The organism is Amaricoccus solimangrovi, assembly GCF_006385685.1.
GTDB classification, from domain to species: Bacteria; Pseudomonadota; Alphaproteobacteria; order Rhodobacterales; family Rhodobacteraceae; genus Amaricoccus; species Amaricoccus solimangrovi.
The window spans coordinates 1-17821 of record NZ_VFRP01000034.1; the positions used below are offsets into that span (position 1 = coordinate 1).

At 63.2% G+C, this 17821-nt stretch carries 11 protein-coding genes; 6 read left to right on the top strand and 5 right to left on the bottom strand.

Annotation, left to right across the window (positions count from 1 at the left end):
• The first annotated feature begins 213 nt into the window (after positions 1–213).
• The 6 genes from FJM51_RS24770 to FJM51_RS20565 all read left to right on the top strand — a co-directional run bounded on the left by FJM51_RS24770 (position 214) and on the right by FJM51_RS20565 (position 11306).
• On the top strand, positions 214–1395 hold the full coding sequence (locus FJM51_RS24770) for a DEAD/DEAH box helicase family protein (protein ID WP_267901478.1): 1182 nt from the start codon (positions 214–216) through the stop codon (positions 1393–1395).
• On the top strand, positions 1395–3638 hold the full coding sequence (locus FJM51_RS20545; RefSeq protein ID WP_267901479.1) for a type I restriction endonuclease subunit R: 2244 nt from the start codon (positions 1395–1397) through the stop codon (positions 3636–3638). Before FJM51_RS24770 ends, FJM51_RS20545 begins: the two co-directional genes overlap by 1 nt.
• Positions 3639–3923: 285 nt before the next feature.
• Complete coding sequence (locus FJM51_RS20550; protein ID WP_210240366.1) at positions 3924–5921, top strand: anti-phage protein ZorA-like protein; 1998 nt, start codon at positions 3924–3926, stop codon at positions 5919–5921.
• A 68-nt stretch (positions 5922–5989) separates the two neighbouring features.
• Positions 5990–6898, top strand: a complete 909-nt coding sequence (locus FJM51_RS20555) for an OmpA family protein (protein ID WP_210240367.1) — start codon at positions 5990–5992, stop codon at positions 6896–6898.
• Positions 6895–8220 carry an EH signature domain-containing protein gene (locus tag FJM51_RS20560; RefSeq protein WP_140456006.1) on the top strand — a complete coding sequence of 442 codons (1326 nt, stop codon included), beginning with the start codon at positions 6895–6897 and terminating at the stop codon, positions 8218–8220. The genes FJM51_RS20555 and FJM51_RS20560 overlap by 4 nt, the downstream gene beginning before the upstream one ends.
• Positions 8217–11306 (top strand): DEAD/DEAH box helicase, encoded by a 3090-nt coding sequence (locus FJM51_RS20565; RefSeq protein ID WP_140456007.1) that lies wholly within the window; start codon positions 8217–8219, stop codon positions 11304–11306. The genes FJM51_RS20560 and FJM51_RS20565 overlap by 4 nt, the downstream gene beginning before the upstream one ends.
• A gap of 24 nt (positions 11307–11330) precedes the next feature.
• Here FJM51_RS20565 and FJM51_RS20570 read toward each other — a convergent pair whose 3' ends face one another.
• From FJM51_RS20570 to FJM51_RS20595, 5 genes are all read right to left on the bottom strand, one after another.
• Entirely contained in the window at positions 11331–12161 is an 831-nt protein-coding gene (locus tag FJM51_RS20570; protein ID WP_140456008.1) for an ASCH domain-containing protein, read from the bottom strand.
• 468 nt (positions 12162–12629) lie between these two features.
• Positions 12630–14123 (bottom strand): DUF3987 domain-containing protein, encoded by a 1494-nt coding sequence (locus FJM51_RS20575; RefSeq protein WP_140456009.1) that lies wholly within the window; start codon positions 14121–14123, stop codon positions 12630–12632.
• A gap of 804 nt (positions 14124–14927) precedes the next feature.
• A complete protein-coding gene (locus FJM51_RS20585) occupies positions 14928–15656 on the bottom strand; it encodes a hypothetical protein (protein ID WP_140456011.1) in 729 nt (242 codons plus the stop codon).
• The gene (locus FJM51_RS20590) at positions 15653–16927 is read right to left on the bottom strand and encodes a tyrosine-type recombinase/integrase (protein ID WP_140456012.1); all 1275 of its coding nucleotides are present in this window, start codon (positions 16925–16927) and stop codon (positions 15653–15655) included. Before FJM51_RS20590 ends, FJM51_RS20585 begins: the two co-directional genes overlap by 4 nt.
• Positions 16928–17368: 441 nt before the next feature.
• On the bottom strand, positions 17369–17686 hold the full coding sequence (locus FJM51_RS20595; protein WP_140456013.1) for a hypothetical protein: 318 nt from the start codon (positions 17684–17686) through the stop codon (positions 17369–17371).
• Between the last annotated feature and the right edge of the window lie 135 nt (positions 17687–17821).

Genomic DNA, 17821 nt, shown 5'->3' on the forward strand with positions numbered 1-17821 from the left:
ATCAGTCCAGGGCATCGGATCTCCGTCAGTCTTCGCAAACCGACGTGAATCACAACCCTATGATATCGCTCAACTCATTTCGGGTCCGGCTCTAAGGGTAGCAAAAGGTCTACGTGGACAGGCATCTGATTACCAATCTGGACTCGACACCCTCTTCGCCTCGCTCCAGTCGCGCGCCTTCGCCGGAGAACTCTGACCGCGAGAATCCCGCCCATGCCCGCCAGCAACTTCGCCCATCTCGAACCCGACTTCCCCGCCGTCCACGCCGCCGCCGCCTCGGCCGAGCGGCTGGCGCTCTCGGAGCCCGAGGCGGCGGCGATCCTGGCAGGCAAGGCGGTGGAGCTGGCGCTCGCCTGGGCCTTCGCCTATGACGCGGGCCTGACCCCGCCGGCGCAGTCCGGCGCAAGCCGGATGATCAACGATCCCGACCTGAAGGCGATCATGGGCACCTCGGTCCATGCCAAGGCCCGGTTCGTGAACCTCGTCCGCAACAAGGCCGCCCACGAGGGCGCGACGCTGAAGGTTCAGGGCGCCCGGCAGGCGGTGGAGGAACTGCACCACGTCCTGCACTGGTTCGGCCGCGCCTATGGCAGGCGCCAGAAGCCGCCCGAACCGAACCCCTTCGACCCGGCGCTCCTGAACGCCCGCGCCGCCCTGCTCGGCGAGGCCCGCCGCCGGATCGAAGCTACCGACCGGGAGCTCGAGACGCGGACCGGGGAACTCGAGGATCTGCGCGCGCGCTACGCGAGCCTCGACGCCGAACTCGCCGCCCGCCGTGCCGAGGTCGCCTCGGCCCGTCTCGCGCTGACCGCCGATCCGCACGACTATCACGAGGCCGAGACCCGGACCCGGTTCATCGACCTCTTGCTGGCCGAGGCTGGGTGGACCGACCTGAAGGATGGCCGCGACCTCGAGTATCGCGTCGAGCCCATGCCAAATGACCAAGGCTTCGGTTTCGTCGACTACCTCCTCTGGGGCGCCGATGGTCTGCCGCTCGCCGTGATCGAGGCCAAGCGCACCCGCCGCGATCCGAGCGACGGCAAGCGCCAGGCCGAGCTCTACGCCGACGCGCTGGAGAAGATGCACGGCCGGCGCCCGGTGATCTTCTACACCAACGGCTACGAGCACTGGATCTGGGACGACGCGCGCAAGATCCCGCCCCGGCGCCTCGGAGGGTTCAAGACCGCGACCGAACTTGGCGAGATGATCGCGCGGCGCGCCGAGGCGAAGCCGCTCGCCGAGCAGAAGCCGAAGGCCGCGATCGCGGGGCGCCCGTATCAGACCCGCGCGCTCACCCGCATCGCCGAGCATTTCGACGGCGGGGCGCGCAAGGCGCTGCTGGTAATGGCGACGGGCACCGGCAAGACGCGCACCGTCGTCGCCTGGTGGACATGATGATCCGCGCGGGCCTCGTGAAGCGGGCCCTGTTCCTCGCCGACCGGATCAGCCTGGTCCGGCAGGCCCGCAACGCCTTCGCCGCGCATCTGCCCGACAGCTCGCCGGTGAACCTGATCAGCGATCCCGCCGGCACCGGGCGGGTTTACGTCTCGACCTATCCCACGATGATGAACCTGATCGACCGCGCCGACGCCGGCGGGCGCCGCTTCGGCCCCGGCTATTTCGATCTGGTGATCATCGACGAGGCCCACCGCTCGATCTACAAGCGCTACCGCGCGATCTTCGAATGGTTCGACAGCTACCTAGTCGGCCTGACCGCGACCCCGCGCGACGAGGTCGATCGCGACACCTACCGGATGTTCGACCTTGATCCGGGCCATCCTACCGATTTCTACGGGCTGGAAGAGGCGATCGAGGACGATTTCCTCGTCCCCTTCGTCCCGATCGCGCTGCCCACCCGCTTCATGCGCGAGGGCATCCGCTACGACGACCTGTCAGACGAGGAAAAGGACCAGTGGGACGAACTTGACTGGGGAGAAAGCGGCCGTCGGGACGAGATCACGGCCGGGGAGATCAACAAGTATCTCTTTAACGCGGATACCGTCGACCAGGTGCTGGCCCATGTCATGGCGCACGGCATCCGCGTGAACGGCGGAGACCGGATCGGCAAGACGATCATCTTCGCCGCCAACAAGTCGCATGCGAAGTTCATCGAGGAGCGGTTCAACGCCGGCTGGCCGAATTACGGCGGCACCTTCGCCCGCCGTGTCGTGCATGGCGAGAGCTACGCCCAAAGCCTCATCGACGCCTTCTCCGTTGCCCGGAAGGAACCACAGGTCGCTATCTCGGTCGACATGCTCGACACCGGAGTCGACGTGCCCGAGGTGGTCAATCTGGTGTTCTTCAAGCTCGTCCGGTCCAAGACGAAGTTCTGGCAGATGATCGGCCGCGGCACGCGTCTGTGCCCCGATCTCTTCGGCCCCGGCACCCGCAAGACCGAGTTCCGGATCTTCGATGTTTGCGGCAACCTGGAGTTCTTCGGCTCCAATCCGGAACTCTCCGATCCCGCCGTGCCAAAATCGCTGACGGAACGCCTTATCGAGGCCCGGCTGAGGCTGGCCCGGGCGATCGATCAGGCAGGCGGGACAGCCGCCTCAAAACCGGATGATGGCCGTGCACCCGCGTCGGCCGAGGAGATGGCGGCGGCCCGCGCCGGTATCGTCGACGAGGTTCGGTGGTTCGTCCTGGGGCTCGATGTCGCGTCCTTCATCGTGCGGGGGCATCTTCGGGCGGTGGAAACTTGGCAGGCCGACGACGCGCCGTGGTCGCACCTGACAGATCAGGCCGCCGAAGAACTCGCTGGGCTCGCGGCGCTGCCGAGCGTCACCAACCTCGGCGGCGAGGAAGCCAAGAGGTTCGACCTCCTGATGTTCGAACTCCAGCTCTGCTTGTTGGGTTGCTCCGCGAAGATGGAGCTGTGCCAGCGCAAGATCATGGAGATCGTGATGGCGCTTTCGGCGAAATTCGAGATCCCCGCCGTTGCGCGGCACGCCGAGCTGATCGAGGAGATGTTGTCGGAGAGCTGGTGGCAGGGACTGAGGGTACCAATCGTCGAGCGTGCACGGCTTCGCCTGCGCGAGATCGTGCATCTGATCGACCAGACCTCCAGGACGATCCTCTACACCGATTTCGAGGACGAGCTCGGTGTGCCGTCGGTCGTGCCTGTCAATCCCGCGGCGGATTTCGCCGCCTTCAAGAAGAAGGCGCGCTCGTTCCTCGCAGAGCATGAGAACCACGTTGCCCTGCGCAAGTTGAGGACCGGCAAGGCATTGACGCAACTCGACATCTCGGAGCTGGAGAAGATGCTGCTGGAAGCCGGGATTGGTTCCGACGGTGATCTCGAGAGGGCGAGAAACGTCGAAGCCGCACAGGTCCGCGGACTCGGCGTGTTCATACGCTCGCTGGTCGGACTCGATCGCGGCGCCGCGCAGACGCATTTCGCGGACTTCATCGCTGACGGAGCCACCGCCGACCAGATCGAGTTTGTGGGGATGGTGATCGAGCACCTCACGCGGAATGGCGTCATGGATCCCGGGCTGCTCTATGTCAGTCCATTCACGGATCGCACTCCGGACGGGCCGGATGGTCTTTTCGAGGATGCTAAGGTTGAGCAGCTCCTCGCGAGCGTGCGATCCTTGAACCAATCGGCGGTTGTTGGCCCGGCAGCCGAAGCCGGGTAGCTCGACCTCGTTTCGAAGCACCTTATGCTGGCCCTCTAACAGTTCCATGGGCTGCCGGGGACATTTGTCTGGCATCTGCACGCGCGGCGCCATGCAGAGCTTCGCGAACTGCTGCGACACTCTTCCTGAGGGCGAATATTGTTGCGGGTCTGAGGATTATGCGACAGATAATCCTCACGGTCTTCCCTTGGGTGCCACATTCACTGCGGCTGAGGGCAGAGGCAACGCGCGCGTTTTCCGGTTCTCGGCGCCTTCATGAACGTGTCGCGCATTGGGAGGATGGATATGAACCTGGGTTTCGAAGTCCGCGAGCTCGTACTTGGTCTGGCGGGATTGCTTCGAAACGAGGCAGCTCCGGGCTGGGTCACTCTGGCACTTCTCGTGCTTCTCCTCTACGTCTCATGGAGGTTCCTTCGCCTCACCAGCCAGCGCATCGCTTCCGTGCGACGGCTACACGGTCTTGTCAAAGCCGCCTCCACTACGGCCGATTTTCACGAGATTGCTCAAAAGGTCACCGTAGGCTCCAGGCGATCCGATCCGTCGAGAAGCCAACTGGCAGACACGTGGCGGGAATACATGGACACCCTGATCGATCAAGAAGTCGACGGGGAGAATATCATTCGGAATACCATTCGACCAATTTTCTTTTTTAACGCAGATGATCTTGGGTTCGGCCCTGGTTTCTCTCGATATATTCCAGGTCTTTTCGTGAGCGTTGGCTTGTTCTTGACGTTCCTTGGCCTGATCGCGGCGCTTGGAAGGATGAATCTCACAGACGGGAACGCGACCGCGTCGCTGAATGAGCTGCTAACCATTGCCTCCGCCAAATTCATCATGTCGCTGACGGGCCTGGCTTGTTCGATCATTTTCACGATCGTGATGCGCTGGAGATCAGCCACCGTTGAAAACGCGTTGCATCAGCTTTGCCACGACTTGGAGATGCGCCTCAGCTACGTCAGCCTTGAAGAACTCGCTATCGAACAGCTTCGCGCGACTCGCGAGCAGCGCGACCAGTGGCGTGAACTCGGTTACGAGCTGGTCGCAGAGCTGGGTCGGCCGCTTCGGGAAGAGCTGCCGCGGGCGATCTCCGCCTCGATCAGGGGAGAGATGGCGCCCCTTATCGACCAGGTGAGCAAGATGGGCAGCGACGGCATGGGAACGATGGTTGCGGATCTGTCGGATCGCTTTTCGCGCGATGTCAGCCGAGCGCTCGGGGCGGCTTCCGACCGCCTGGCGGAGGCCGGCGCGAAGATCGGCGAACTCGCCGGCCGCCTGGATCAAAGCTCCGGGCGGATGGGCACGGAGATGGAGCACGCGGTGGCGCGCTTAGGCCAGGCGATCGACGATCTGAGGAGTTCCATGGGGGCAGCAGCGGCGACAACCGCCAGCGCCCTGACCCAAGGCGGCGAGCAGTTGCTCGCCGCGATGAACGAGACGTTGCAAGGCATCCGAGACAATACCGGGGATGGCGCGCGTGCCATGAGCGCCGCAGCGGCGGAGATGCGGGAGGCTGCGCTCGGGTTCCGCGCCGAGCTCGAGAGTGCATCGGCGAGCGGCGCCGCGGCGGCGCGCGAGAGCCTTGTGGCCGCAAGCGCCGACGTGGGGACAGAGATCACCAAGGCCTTCGGCCGAACCGCGGAAGAGATAGTGGCCCGCGCTGGTGACCTTTCTTCGACCATAGGTCGCGATCTGATCGAACCCGTCGACGCGATCGCGCAGCGGATTCAGGACGTCGTGGCCGAATTGGCCGGAGGCACCATGGAGATGCGACGCCTTTCGGACTCGATCCGATCGGGGGCCGAGGCTGGCGAAACGGCCGCCGGAGCCTTCCGCACCGCGTCCCAGGCGCTGACCGAGGCCGCGACTCCGGTTCGCCAGTCGGTCGAGCGGATCGACGAATCCTTGCGCGGTCTGTCCGCAAGTGTCGAAACAGCCTCGAGCACAGTCTCGCGGAGCGCTGAACAGACGGCGCGATCCGCCGCCGGTACACTCGAGGCGGCGAGCGCGGCGATCGGAGGCGAGCGGAAAGCCATCGAGGCGGCGCTCGGGGGCGTCGCGCGCGTGCTCGAGGCGCAGAAGGGCCAAGGCGATCGTCTCGACGAGATGGACGAGAAACTGGGCGCGGCCTTCGAGAAGTACCGCGAACAGGTGGAGGGCACGATCGTTGCCATCGGCGGGTACGTCCGAGAGATGACTGGCGAGATGAACACCGCGCTCGACGTCATGCGCGGCGTCCTCGAGCAGGCCGAGGAGTTCCAGCCCCAGCAGGCACGGCGGGCCTGATGCGGGGCGCTGCGCGTCGAGGACGTGCCGATGATGAGGAGGAATCCGCGTTCGTCTCGATGACGGACATGACGGTGAGCTTCCTCTTCATCCTCATGGTCCTGCTCGCCTTCTTCGCCAGTCAGTTCGACGACGCGTCGGAGAAGGTTCCGAAGGCATGGTTGGACGAGGCCCGAGTGAAACTGGAGGATGCTCAAAAGCAGATTGACGTACTGCAGGATGAAATAGCGGCTCTGCGGGCCGAAAACACCCGGCTGAGAGCGGAGGTCGAAACGGCGAATGCAAAGATCGGGAAACTGGAGGCGGAGATCGAGCGACTGCAGGAGATGATCCGTCGGCTCGAGGTTCGAGACCCGCTGGAGGCCTACATCTCGCAAGGCTCCGAAGCGCGCCGACGGATCCTAGAAGCTCTGCGCGATCAGCTGAAGCTGCGCTTTCCTGAGCTGCAGGTCGTCATAAGCGAAGAATCGGACGCCCTTCGTTTCCAGGGCGATGGTCTATTCGACCGAGGGCAGGCGCTGCTTCAGCCTGCTAAGCGCGGCATCGTTGATCTGGTTGCAGAGGAACTGGAACTCATTCTCCCCTGTTACACGCTTGGAGCGGCGGCGAGTTGGTCACGAGAATGCAATCCGGCCGGAGCGATCATAGAGGCCCTCCAGATCGAAGGTCATACCGATTCCGATGGCGACGCGATCAGCAACCTTCGGCTCTCGACGGCGCGCGCCAACGAAACATTCGTCGTGATGACCGCGAGGGAACCGGGCCTTGTGGCCTATCTTAACATGCGCGATCAGCCGGTGATCTCCGTTGCTGGCTATGGCGAAATGCGGCCGGTCGCCCAGAACGACACTCCAGCGAGCAAGGCGACGAATCGACGGATCGATATCCGGATCATCATGTATGTGCCTCGGGGTTCCGATGAAATTGACCGGATCAGAGAACGCCTCGCGGCCCGGCTCCCAGAGACACGTCCATGATCTCCCTGAACAATGTGATTGGCCGTAGCCCCGCCATACACCATCCAGCGTTGCCTGATCTCGGCCGCCTTAGATCCTCGGTGAACCGCGTGCTCGCGCGCTGGGCAGGGGTGAAGCTTCCGTCGGAACAGGACCGGGAAGCATGTGTCGTCGAATTGAGAGATCGCGAAGCTGCGGGTCGCTGGGAGGGCTTCTCCGTCTCTGACCTGACGACGGCGGCCCGGGCGCTTTACACGCCTGATCTTCGCGATCGGCCAGATTTCGCTAGGCTTAGAAAATTCTTTCCCGCGGAAATCAGGGCATCGACGCGGAGCAGCCTCCTGAACGGAATGGCCTCCGTCTACGTTGATACCTATGCCCGCGGCGCCTCTCATAGCCGGGAACTTGGCGAAGCGCTCGCCGAGGCCCAGGCTCGCTTGGGCGATCGCTGGCGGCGAGTGCTACCGTGGATTCCCACATTGTTCGATGCCAGCCGCGCCCACCAAGATATAGCAGCTCTGATGATCAACATGAGTGATCCCTGGAGCGAGCTCAAGCGGATTGGTTTGCAACCACTTGGAACCGGTCTCATGGACGCCGCCCATCTGTCTTTCGTGGCGGCGATTGCCCCGCAGTTGCATGAACGACCACAGGTTGAGCGGTTGTTCCGGTGGTTGAAGCCCGATGGGCAAGCGTCCGCCCGCACCGCCGGGGCGGGCGCGGCAATCGACGCTCTCCTGCGTCCGTGGAGCGACCGTATGCCAGACGAGGACCTCCGAGCCTACCTGATGCACACCATCCGAGACTTCTATGGGCATCCCCGGCTGGGTCCGCAGGCGGTATGGGGTGAGGTAGGCGAACCAGCGAGATCGGTCATGTTGCGCTGGCTGACTGGTGTCAGTATCCGCGCCTTCCTCGACGTCGTTTCAGAGTCGGAGCCGAGCCACATGTGGGAGCCTCGCCGCAGGTTCTGGCTTGAGCTCTATGAACGAAAATGGATCAAGGATGCTTGGGCCGCCTTCTGCCCAGCGGGCGAATTAGTGGCGCGTCGACGCGCGGTGCGGGAGGCCGTCCCATCGGGGCAATGGTTCGGCAGCCAGGTCGCGGGCGGAAGCCGATCAGACACCTCCCTGCTGATCCTCGAGCTGGATCGCTGCGTAATCGTCGAAGGGTCGCACAGCTACAAAGTGCATGTGTTTAAAAAGGATAATCCAAAAACGCCACGGCTTCACCAGTCTCGCTATGATTGTGAGGCAATTCGGTACCTTCCGCATGTAGAGGCCATTTCACACCACTCGGGCTGGGAGTACCGGGTGCGGGAGGCGATCAGGAACTGCGCATGAGCTTCGATTTCGATCACAACCCGCAAGGCGTTACACTGCGTCTTCGGCCCGAGCGGGTCGGAGCTATCGGCCGGCTGCTTGGCAAGCACAAGCAGCGTGGTCTAGATCGTTTGGGGCCGGAGGCACGTGCGCTTAGCTTGGCAGTAGCCGATCTTCGTACGCTTGGGGACGAATTTCCCGGCGAACTCGAAATCTCTAGAGACACCATCCGGATGACGCACCGGATCGCCGCCGGCCTCGATGCCGACGCGGCGCAAGCTCTCGGTTTCCCGCCGCTCATCGACTTAGTGTTGCGAACCGACGCGGAGGGAGTCCCCGGTTCTTCCAGTTTCCGCCTGCGCTACGAATGGGCGAGAGCGGGTCGTCCGCAGGCCGTCCACCGTCAGGGTGCATTCGTCAACACACCGGATGGCCTCCGCCGGCTACCGGCTTGGCTGCTCGGCGCCATCGAAGTCGCGGATGGATGTGCGCCGGCGCGGGACGACGCCGCGCATTGGGAGGCCCTCGCACGGTTTCGCGAGGCGCTTGATCCGGGGGTTCAAGTCCGGGACACGCGGGTCGCTCGGGCTTCGATGTCAGATTTCCTTGCCGGTCTCGAGGTGCGTCTCGCCGATAGCTTCTCGATCACGGTAAATGAATCTGCGAATGATTTCGAGCCAGTCCCTTTCTCAAGGCGCCACCTCGATGAATTGCCGTCGGCTGAAACGGCATCGGAAACTGCCGCCGAGTTGGAGGGCTCGAGCCTCCGCGCGTTTCAGGAGCGCGTCCGCGATCGCGGAGCATTGCCGGCATACCGGTTGGGACGCGGCAGTTTCCTCGTCGTGGACAGGGCCGCCATGCCCGCACTCAAAGTCATGGCCGAGGTGCAGCGCGCCGCCGAGCGCGAGCGACGCCTGTTCATTGCCAACCCTCGAGCCCGTCTGACAGCGGCGATCGAGCGATCGCTGCGAGCATCCGGCCAGCTTGATGGCCTCGATCCCGATGCCGAGGCCGAGTTGGTCGAAGAAGCGGCCGGCCCGCTGTTCGTCGAGACGCAGGAGTTCTCCGAACGTGTGCGAGGCGTCGCAGTGTACGAGGTTCCGCCGATCGACATCGCACGCGCGAGCGGAACGACGTGGCTGCCCGAGGTCTTCTCCGCGCAAGTGATCCGCGTTCTCCAAGGTCTGCCATCCGAAGAGCTCGCCGCGCTCCGGGAGGCTGTGGAGGCCGCGGCCGAGAGAGGCGAAGCCAGCGTGCCGATTGGGAACGAACGCGTTTCGGCATCCGCGGAAACCGTCGCGGCGATCCGCGCAGTCGAGACTGCGCGCCGCGAGCGGGATACCGAGCGGGCGGCACCGTCCGAGACCGGGGATCCCGCCGTTGGACCGATCGTCGTCACAACGGAAGAAAACTACGAAGGCGCCGCTTGGCAACCTCGGAAGAAGCCGCGCTCGGCCGCAGGGGGTGAGGACCGGCTCGAGGGTATTGCGACTCGGCTCCAGCCCCACCAGCTTGAGAGCCTCGACTGGCAAATCTCGGCATGGCGTACCGGCGCCGCCGGCGTTCTCAATGCTGACGAACAGGGTCTTGGCAAGACGCTTCAGACGCTCGCCTTCCTGTCGTGGCTGCGCCGGCGGTTAACCGAGGAGCGTCGGGGCGGGCCAATCCTCGTGGTGGCGCCTACTTCGCTTTTGCGGAATTGGGAAGAGGAGGCCGATCGCCACCTCGACGCGTCCGGTTTGGGTCACCTGCTGCGTCTCTACGGCAGCGGGATCGGCAGCGTGAAACGAAAGGCGCATGGTTTTGAGACGCGCGAGGGCGAGGAGATGCTCGATCTCGCTCGACTGCGCGAAGATACGGCCGAGGGGCGCGGGCAGCGTACGTGGATCCTCACGACCTATAGCACGCTCGCGAACTACCAGCATTCCCTGGCCCGATTACCGCTATCGGCGGTTGTGTTCGATGAGATCCAGAACCTCAAGAACCCGATCTCGCTTCGGGCGGTGGCTGCTCGGGCCTTGAACGCCGACTTTCGCATCGGACTGACCGGAACGCCGATCGAGAACAGCTTAGTTGACCTATGGGCTGTCATGGATCAACTCGTCCCAGGCGCGTTGGGTACCCTAGCCGAGTTTCGCGAGGCGTACGACGATACGTCCCCCGACATGCTCGGAGCGCTTTACGATCGCGTCTTCGCGTCCAACGCGGGGGAACCGCCGCTGGCTCTTCGCAGACTCAAGGACGAGGTCGCCAGCGACCTGCCCCCCAAGAGGCGCTTCCTGCATCCGCGACTCATGCCGGAGCACCAGGCCCAGGTCTACGAGGAGGCCAGAGTTCGGCTAGCAGGTGGCGGAGCCGGGGCGGCGCTCAAGATGCTTCATCATATTCGGAGTGTGTCGGTACACCCCTCGATCAGCGATGGTCGCGAAGGCCCCGACTTCATCGAAGCCTCCGGCCGGCTCGCAGCGACATTCGACATTCTGCGCGCCATTGCGAACCGCGAGGAGCGGGCGCTTGTCTTCATCGAGCACCGTCAGATGCAGCACCGCTTCATCGAGCTCGCACGGGCCGCTTTCGGCTTGCCTCGCATCGATCTCATCAACGGTGACACGCCTATCCCGCAGCGTCAGGCCGTCGTGAACAGATTCCAGAGGCATCTCACAGAGGCCGGCGGCTTTGATCTGCTGGTGCTTGGGCCGAAGGCGGCTGGTGTCGGGCTGACCCTCACCGCCGCGACGCATGTGATCCACCTTTCAAGGTGGTGGAATCCCGCCGTCGAGGAGCAATGCAACGACCGGGTCCATCGCATCGGCCAAGCGCATCCTGTAACCATCCACGTTCCAATGGCCGTCCATCCCGGTTATCGAGAGGACTCGTTCGACTGCCTGCTCAACAATCTGATGCAGCGGAAACGGCGACTCGCCCGATCTGCCCTCTGGCCGATGGGCGATACTGCCGGTGATGCCTCTCAGCTTCAGGAGATGCTCCGGAACGGGGTTGAGCATGCTTCCGGGCACCCGCTCAGCGACGCGATGAGGGGGATGTTCGCGCGGGACGAGGAACCATGCCCTCCAGCTCGATCGGATGGTTCCTACGCGATGACCTGACCGCTACCCGACACTGATGTCCTCCTACGCGCGTCCCATTCTGCCTATCGAGACCTTGTAGCGATATGGCGCAAGCTCGTGGACCTGGACCACGTCTCCCGGTTCGGCGTCTGAGTACGTCAGGAAGGCTCGCGTCCATGACCGGTCTCGAAAGAACCGGTGGCGGGGGCAGATGTCGGTCGACGTCGGCGGCATGCCATCGGCTTCGACATGGGACATCACTTGCGGATGTTGGTCGCGACCTCCAACCAGATCAATCGGGAAACGATGCAGAAAGGGCCTCAGGTATATATGGCCGTTGTTGAGGTTTCCCGCCGTAACCACGGTTTCGCCGAGTAGAACCGCCTGCCCCGCCCGGGAGCGGGCATTTCCAGGCGGCGACCAGGGGGCCTCGACGCTGGCGCTCGCTGACAGTGGGGGAACTCGATGCACGATGGCACCCGGCTGATCGGCCCTTGCTTCTCGTAGTTGTGCGGAAACTTTGGCGCTCACGTCTTGGGCGAGCGAGAAAAGGGTGATCGCGCCATTCGGATGCCGGTAGGGAACGGGCTCGCGCAGCGCGCGGATGTCGGACAGCTTCCATGGCGTCGTCCATTTGGCGACTTCTCCGCCTTGGATCATCCTCTCAGGGATCCGATGCTTCTCAAAGGTCTTGATCATCTGATCGGGTGAAAGGGGATAGCCCACATCGATGAGATGAGCGATGCCGGAAACGAGGCCGCTTCCTTTGCGGATCAGGCCAATCCAGCCGCGGTAGCTCGGTCGCTGGCCGCGCATCTCCCAAGTCTTCTCTCCCGACAGCAGTAGATCGATCCATGGCTCGCGGACAACGAGCCCCTTGCGAACGGGTTCCATTCAGGCAGCCCGTTGCGCATCGGGCTCCCCAAGGGGGCCGAGCACAGAAAAATGAAAACCCTTCGGCATCTTGCCGCGCTTCCCAACCTCCCCTACGCACGGCATCGGCTGCGGGATGGAATGGTTCGGCAGCCGAACCTTACCCGTCCCCCAGTGCCGGAGCAGCTCTTCCAGGCGGACCGAATTGTTCTTGAGGGCTGGTTGCTTACCCAATCTGCCACCTCACAATCTGGCCTAGGCAGAAGGCGCGCTGGGCCATCACGACGGTTCCTCGCATACCGGCACCGACGCTGCGACGATTCCCCTCGATCGTGCCCCATTTGGTGTAGCTCACGGCCGGCCTCGCGTTCACTGACGGACCGAGCTGGTCAGTCGCCCAGCGCGGCAGATCATCGCAGAACGGCGCGAGCATTTCCAGCGTGATGCAGCGGCTGCGGCTCCAGTTGTGTCGAAATGTAGAATTTGTCATTAGCCGAAATGGTTGGCTCCCATCGGAAGCATCGGATTCACCTCATAGTCGCGCCGCCGCCTGCCGCTGCCCTTTCGCAGATCAGGAACGGCGCGAATCCAGCCAGCTTCCTCGAGCAATGACAGGGCCGGGTTGACCTCGGATGTTGCCTTGCTCAGCCCTCGGAGACGTTCACGACAAACATCTCGGCTGGAAAATCGCCGCCAGGCCCGTCGGCGGATCAGCGCGAGCAGCGCTCGCGCGGCGCGATCGGTGTCCGACAAGGCGGCGTCGCCATAGGTGCGCTTGGCCATCGGCAGCGCATAGGTCATCAAGAAATGCGCGGCGCGATCGAAATGCTCGCCTCTGATCTCCGATGGTTCCGATCCATCGCCAATGGCCCAGTCAGCAAAACCGAGGATCAGAGAGAGACGGATGGCCATGCCCGGGAACTTGCCAAGGAATGCCTGCGTGCGACCGTCGACCTCTCCCTCTCGGGCCCGGACATCGCGTCGGAATTGCTCCAACTGGCACAGCGCTTGGGCGTCGAAGCCGACGTACCGTGGGGCGGTATCCCCTTGGTTTGGCTCGGGCTGAAGCGCCATCAGCCGTCGAAGCATCTTGGTGAGGATCGCTGTCGCAGGGGCATCCTGAAGCGCCTCCATGGGAGCTGGGTCGGGCCAGAACGGCAAAAAACGGGCAAGGAGACCATCCTCATCGCCGCCCCTGGTAAGCAGGCGCTTGAGCGGATCCGGCTGGATACCACCGAGCACGCCGACTGAGAGGCGCGTGACCAGTGTGGAAGGGCGCCCCATGCGTTCGGCGCTGTATGCTCCCCCGCCGTAAGCTTCCAACCAGAACGGACGATCGGTACCGCCATTGGCGTACCGCGTCATTCCCTGCAACCAGCCTGCAAGTTCGTCGCGGTAAGCGAGGACGCTGTGCGTTTGGCGTCGCAGGAGCACGGCGAGGTGCTCGATCGTCGCGTCGTTGACGAACAGGCATCGCGCATACGGTTCCGGTCCCGGATCGGCCAAGGTCGATCGCTTCGGAGGCGAGGCGTCGCCCTGCAAGGCGTTCCGCGCCGCCTTCTTCCATTCCTCATCCGCGAGCTTCGCCAGCGCTGCCTTCTCGGTCCATTGGGCGCGCGCGGAGGCGCATGCGCTCTCGAGTTCCATTTGCATGGTCCGAAGTGGCCCGAGCACCGCGCCGATCGCCGGAGACTTGCCGGCCGAGGGCGCGCCGATGGTGACCGCCCAGATGATGGGAGGCTCGGCCCAGCCCCGCCGAGGGCTCACCCACCGCGCGTTCCCGATAATGGAGCCGACCGTGGCCAGAACCGCCGCGACGATGTAATCGGCGGGTACGGACGCGGCGGTCGCTGTCCCCCCGATCCAATCCCCGAGGCGGGGAGCGAACAACTCGCTAAGTGGCAACGACGGCGCGGGGAGTGTCTCGCTTGCCAACAGGTCGAAGTCGGGCGTTGGCCACGATGTCGAGATCGTCGTGCTCATGAGGAGTGCCTTCCCATGCGACCGCGCAAAATCTCACGTTTCCTCAACTTGCAATGGTCTGAAGCGAAGACCGTACAGTGGACTTCGACGGGGTGGCGGGCTGCATCATTGGTGCTGATCGCTGCCATTCTGAACGCTGTGTCCGGTGTGAGGGCCTCCCGGAGAGGCGGATCGGTGAACCACTGGATCATCCCGTCGTGCCCGATACTCGCGGGCCGCATAAGGACGCTGTTGGTTTCACGATCACCTTCGCGCCGATGGCGGGAGGGATCTCCTGGTGCTATAATGGAGACGTCCACCGCGTTCGGATGGTGACGACCCCGGCCCGGTCCCTGCGCCAACAGGTTCCGGGCCATTTCGCGCTCTTTCATCGCCTCAACGGCTGCTGCGGAGCGCAGTTTCGCGACCGACGGGCGCGGCTTTCTGCTCCTCCCATGCCTCGATGTCGGAGAGCTTCCAGCGAGTGCACCCCGGTGAGAGAATGATCGGCTGCGGAAACGTCGGATCCGTCTTGGTCCAGCGCCAAGGGGTCGAGCGATGGACACCATAGCGGGCGGCAGGCTGGACGTCGGCTAGGTAGTGTTCGGGCATAAGCAGCGCTCCAATGAATTGCGATGGAACGCAAGATGACGCGCCGGGGTACCGCTCGAATAGCCAGCGAGGTTATGAAAACTGAGCTCCTACGCTACAGCAACTTGGACGCGAGGCGCTCCGAAGCTCAATAGGGCTCCGAGATAAATATCTGATAATTATCAATAAAATAGATGCCTATGTTTTAACGGAGTAATGCGAACGGGCTGCGGGTCAACCGCTCGTCCTAGGCGCGCCTCCGGCCGCCTGCCAATTCACGACGGTGGCTAGTCGCTCCAAGGCCTTCTCGGAAAGCTGCCTGCCCTCAGGTTCGCTGAGAATCCAATCCTTAATGATCTGTTTGGGGCTGCGCTTCGAAGGCGTGACGTCCGTCAACGCCTGCCATGCCGCCACTGCAAGCGCTAGTTCTTGCGAAAAGTGAGGATGGTCCCGATCGGCAAGATCAGCGATGGATCCCGATCCTGATGCGGCCGCGTCTTGCTCGAAGAAGATGCAGTCCGTGTACCCAGCGGAAGCGAGCCATGATTTGAGATCCGCCACGCTCACTACAGTGCGATCCCAATCCGGCTCCCGAAAAACTCGGACACTATGGAAAGGTAGTAGGTCCGAGAATGGATAATCTTCTTGTTGTGTCAATGCGCCTAAATTTTCCGCCGATATGACCCAAGCCTCTGAGTCATCTTTATTTTTATTTACATCTGATTCGACCTTATATGTAAATATTGCCCTTAGATCTCCTCCCAAGACAGCCAGTTTCAGTGCATTAAAAACCATTGAGAATCCATGATGACCCTCTGTTACCTTGCGATCATAGTAATATTCACCGAAAGTATCAAATATTCTTTCCATTTCTGACGGATCTCCTCCGCAAATCAGTATGGACGCATCCTCTAGTGTTACGTTCTTATAAAGCTTGAGAAATTTCTTTACGTTCTCGCTCATTTTGAAACTCGCATCGCTAACACAAGGAAGGCCACCCAATCCTCCATCATCGTTCGGCGCTTCTCGATCATGTCGCTGCGCCGGTACGCCGCCTCCGTCGCGTTTGGCAGCTTGTGAGCCAAGGCGACCTCCGCCATGTCGCCGGGAAAGTTCGTGCGCTCAGCCACCCAGTCTCGAAAGGTCGACCTCAGACCATGGGGGACTGCGGGTCGCTTGCTGGTGCGATCCGTGAATCCCGCGCCCTCGACGGCGAGATCCGCCTCATGCAGGCGCTTCATGGTCGCGCTGAGGGTCATGTCTGAAAGTTGCCCCCCACGCGCGGCGGGAAAGACCAGCGGGTTGCCCGCGAACCGCGGCAGCGCTTCGAGAAGCGCGATGGCGGCTTCCGCTAAGGGAACCCGATGCTCCCGGTCCATTTTCATGCGCGACGCGGGGACGATCCAGATGCGGTTCACCAGATCTATCTCGTCCCAACGCGCCCCGCGGACTTCCTGCGAGCGCCCGGCGGTCAGCGTGGCGAACTCCAAGGCCCTACTGCCCATTCCCTCGCGCGACCGCAGCGCGGCGAACCAGCGGGGCGCGTCGTCGATGCGCAAGGCGGGATGGTTGATCTGCCTCGCAACCTTCGACGGCGGAGGCAGCAGTTCCTTCAGGTTGCCCTTCCAGCGGGCGGGATTGTCTCCGGCGCGATGCCCGGCCACGGTCGCCCACGACAGCACGGCCTCGATCCGCCCGCGCAGACGCGACGCGGTTTCCGTCTTGGTCTGCCAGATCGGCTCCAGCACCCGCGCGATGTCCTGCACCGCGATCTCGTGCACCTGTATCGCGCCGAGTTCGGGCATCGCATAGGTTCGCAGTGTGTTACGCCACTGGTCCCGGTGCTTTTCATTCCGAAACGCATCGATCCTGGCCGCTAGGCAGCGATCGACCGCCTCCGCGAAGGTGAGGCCTCTGCTCCGCGCGGCGGCAAGCGCGGCCTTCGCCGCTTTCCGCTCCTCTACGGGATCGATCCCCCGCCGGATCTTGTCCTTCGCCTCACGGGCCCGTTCCCGCGCGCCGGCGAGGGTGACGTCGGGGTAGCCGCCAAGGCCGATCTCTCTCCGCTTGCCACCAACCGTGGCTCGCAGCAGCCAGGTTCGACCTTCGTTCGGAGTGATCTGCAGCAGGAGCCCCGAGACCTCTCCCACGGCCACGGTGACGTTTCCACCTCGGCCCGGATGTCGTAATCTTTTCACCTCAACCGCCGACAGCGTTCTTGCGACCCGAGGCATGCCATACCCTCGCTCTTACCCCCCTAAACAGGTACATCGAGAAGCGACGCCGGGCAATGAAATGCGACACTGAAGATAACGAGACCTCTTAGGAAATCGTAGGTTTCGTAGCAATTTACCACGCCGCACGATGGCCGAATGGCTGCCTGTCTCTCCGCCACTTCCCTCATGTAAGATGCTGAATTTAATGCTGTTTTCAGTGTCTGGTGCAGATCCGGCCCTCATTTCGGCCCTCATTGTTGAAATGGTCCCGCGTAGGCCGCTGACGTTCAACGGCGCGACCCCGGTCGCGGAGAGCGTGGGGGAGCGCCGTCCGCTGGTCAGGGATTTCTTACCCGGAGGATCATCACGCAGCCGCTCCTCCCACGGTCGGAGCGGCTGCGTGACCCCATTATAGAGCCCGGCCCGGCCTAGGAGGCAAGCCGCAGGCCGCGCTCGGCGTCAGTGCTCGAAGAAGCGCCTCCATGTGAGGCCTTCTCCGGTGAAGAGGGCCATGCTGAGGGTCCCGGTCATGTAGACGTAGTCCGCCGTGGCGAGCGCGCCAGCGGGCGACGCGGGTTCCGTGCCGATTTCGTACGGAACGGCCGCGCCGTCCTTCGTACGGAACTCGATACCGAAGCGCTCTCTGAGCTCGGCATACTCGAAGTCGCCGGGAGTGGTCTCCTCGTCCACGAGCAGCGCGAGCTCTCGCTCGCTCCGGGCGGCGTGGATGCCGGCCAGAAGCTTCGTTCCTTCGTAGCGCAGAATGTAAGCAGGCATGGTCGATCTCCGTTGGATGAGACGAGGATGCCGGATCGCCGATGACGGTGATCTGTCTCGTCACCCCAGAAGCTCCTTTCAGGAGACGCCCGCGCGCTGCGCGGGGACGCGCGGATGACGTGGGCGGGACGATCG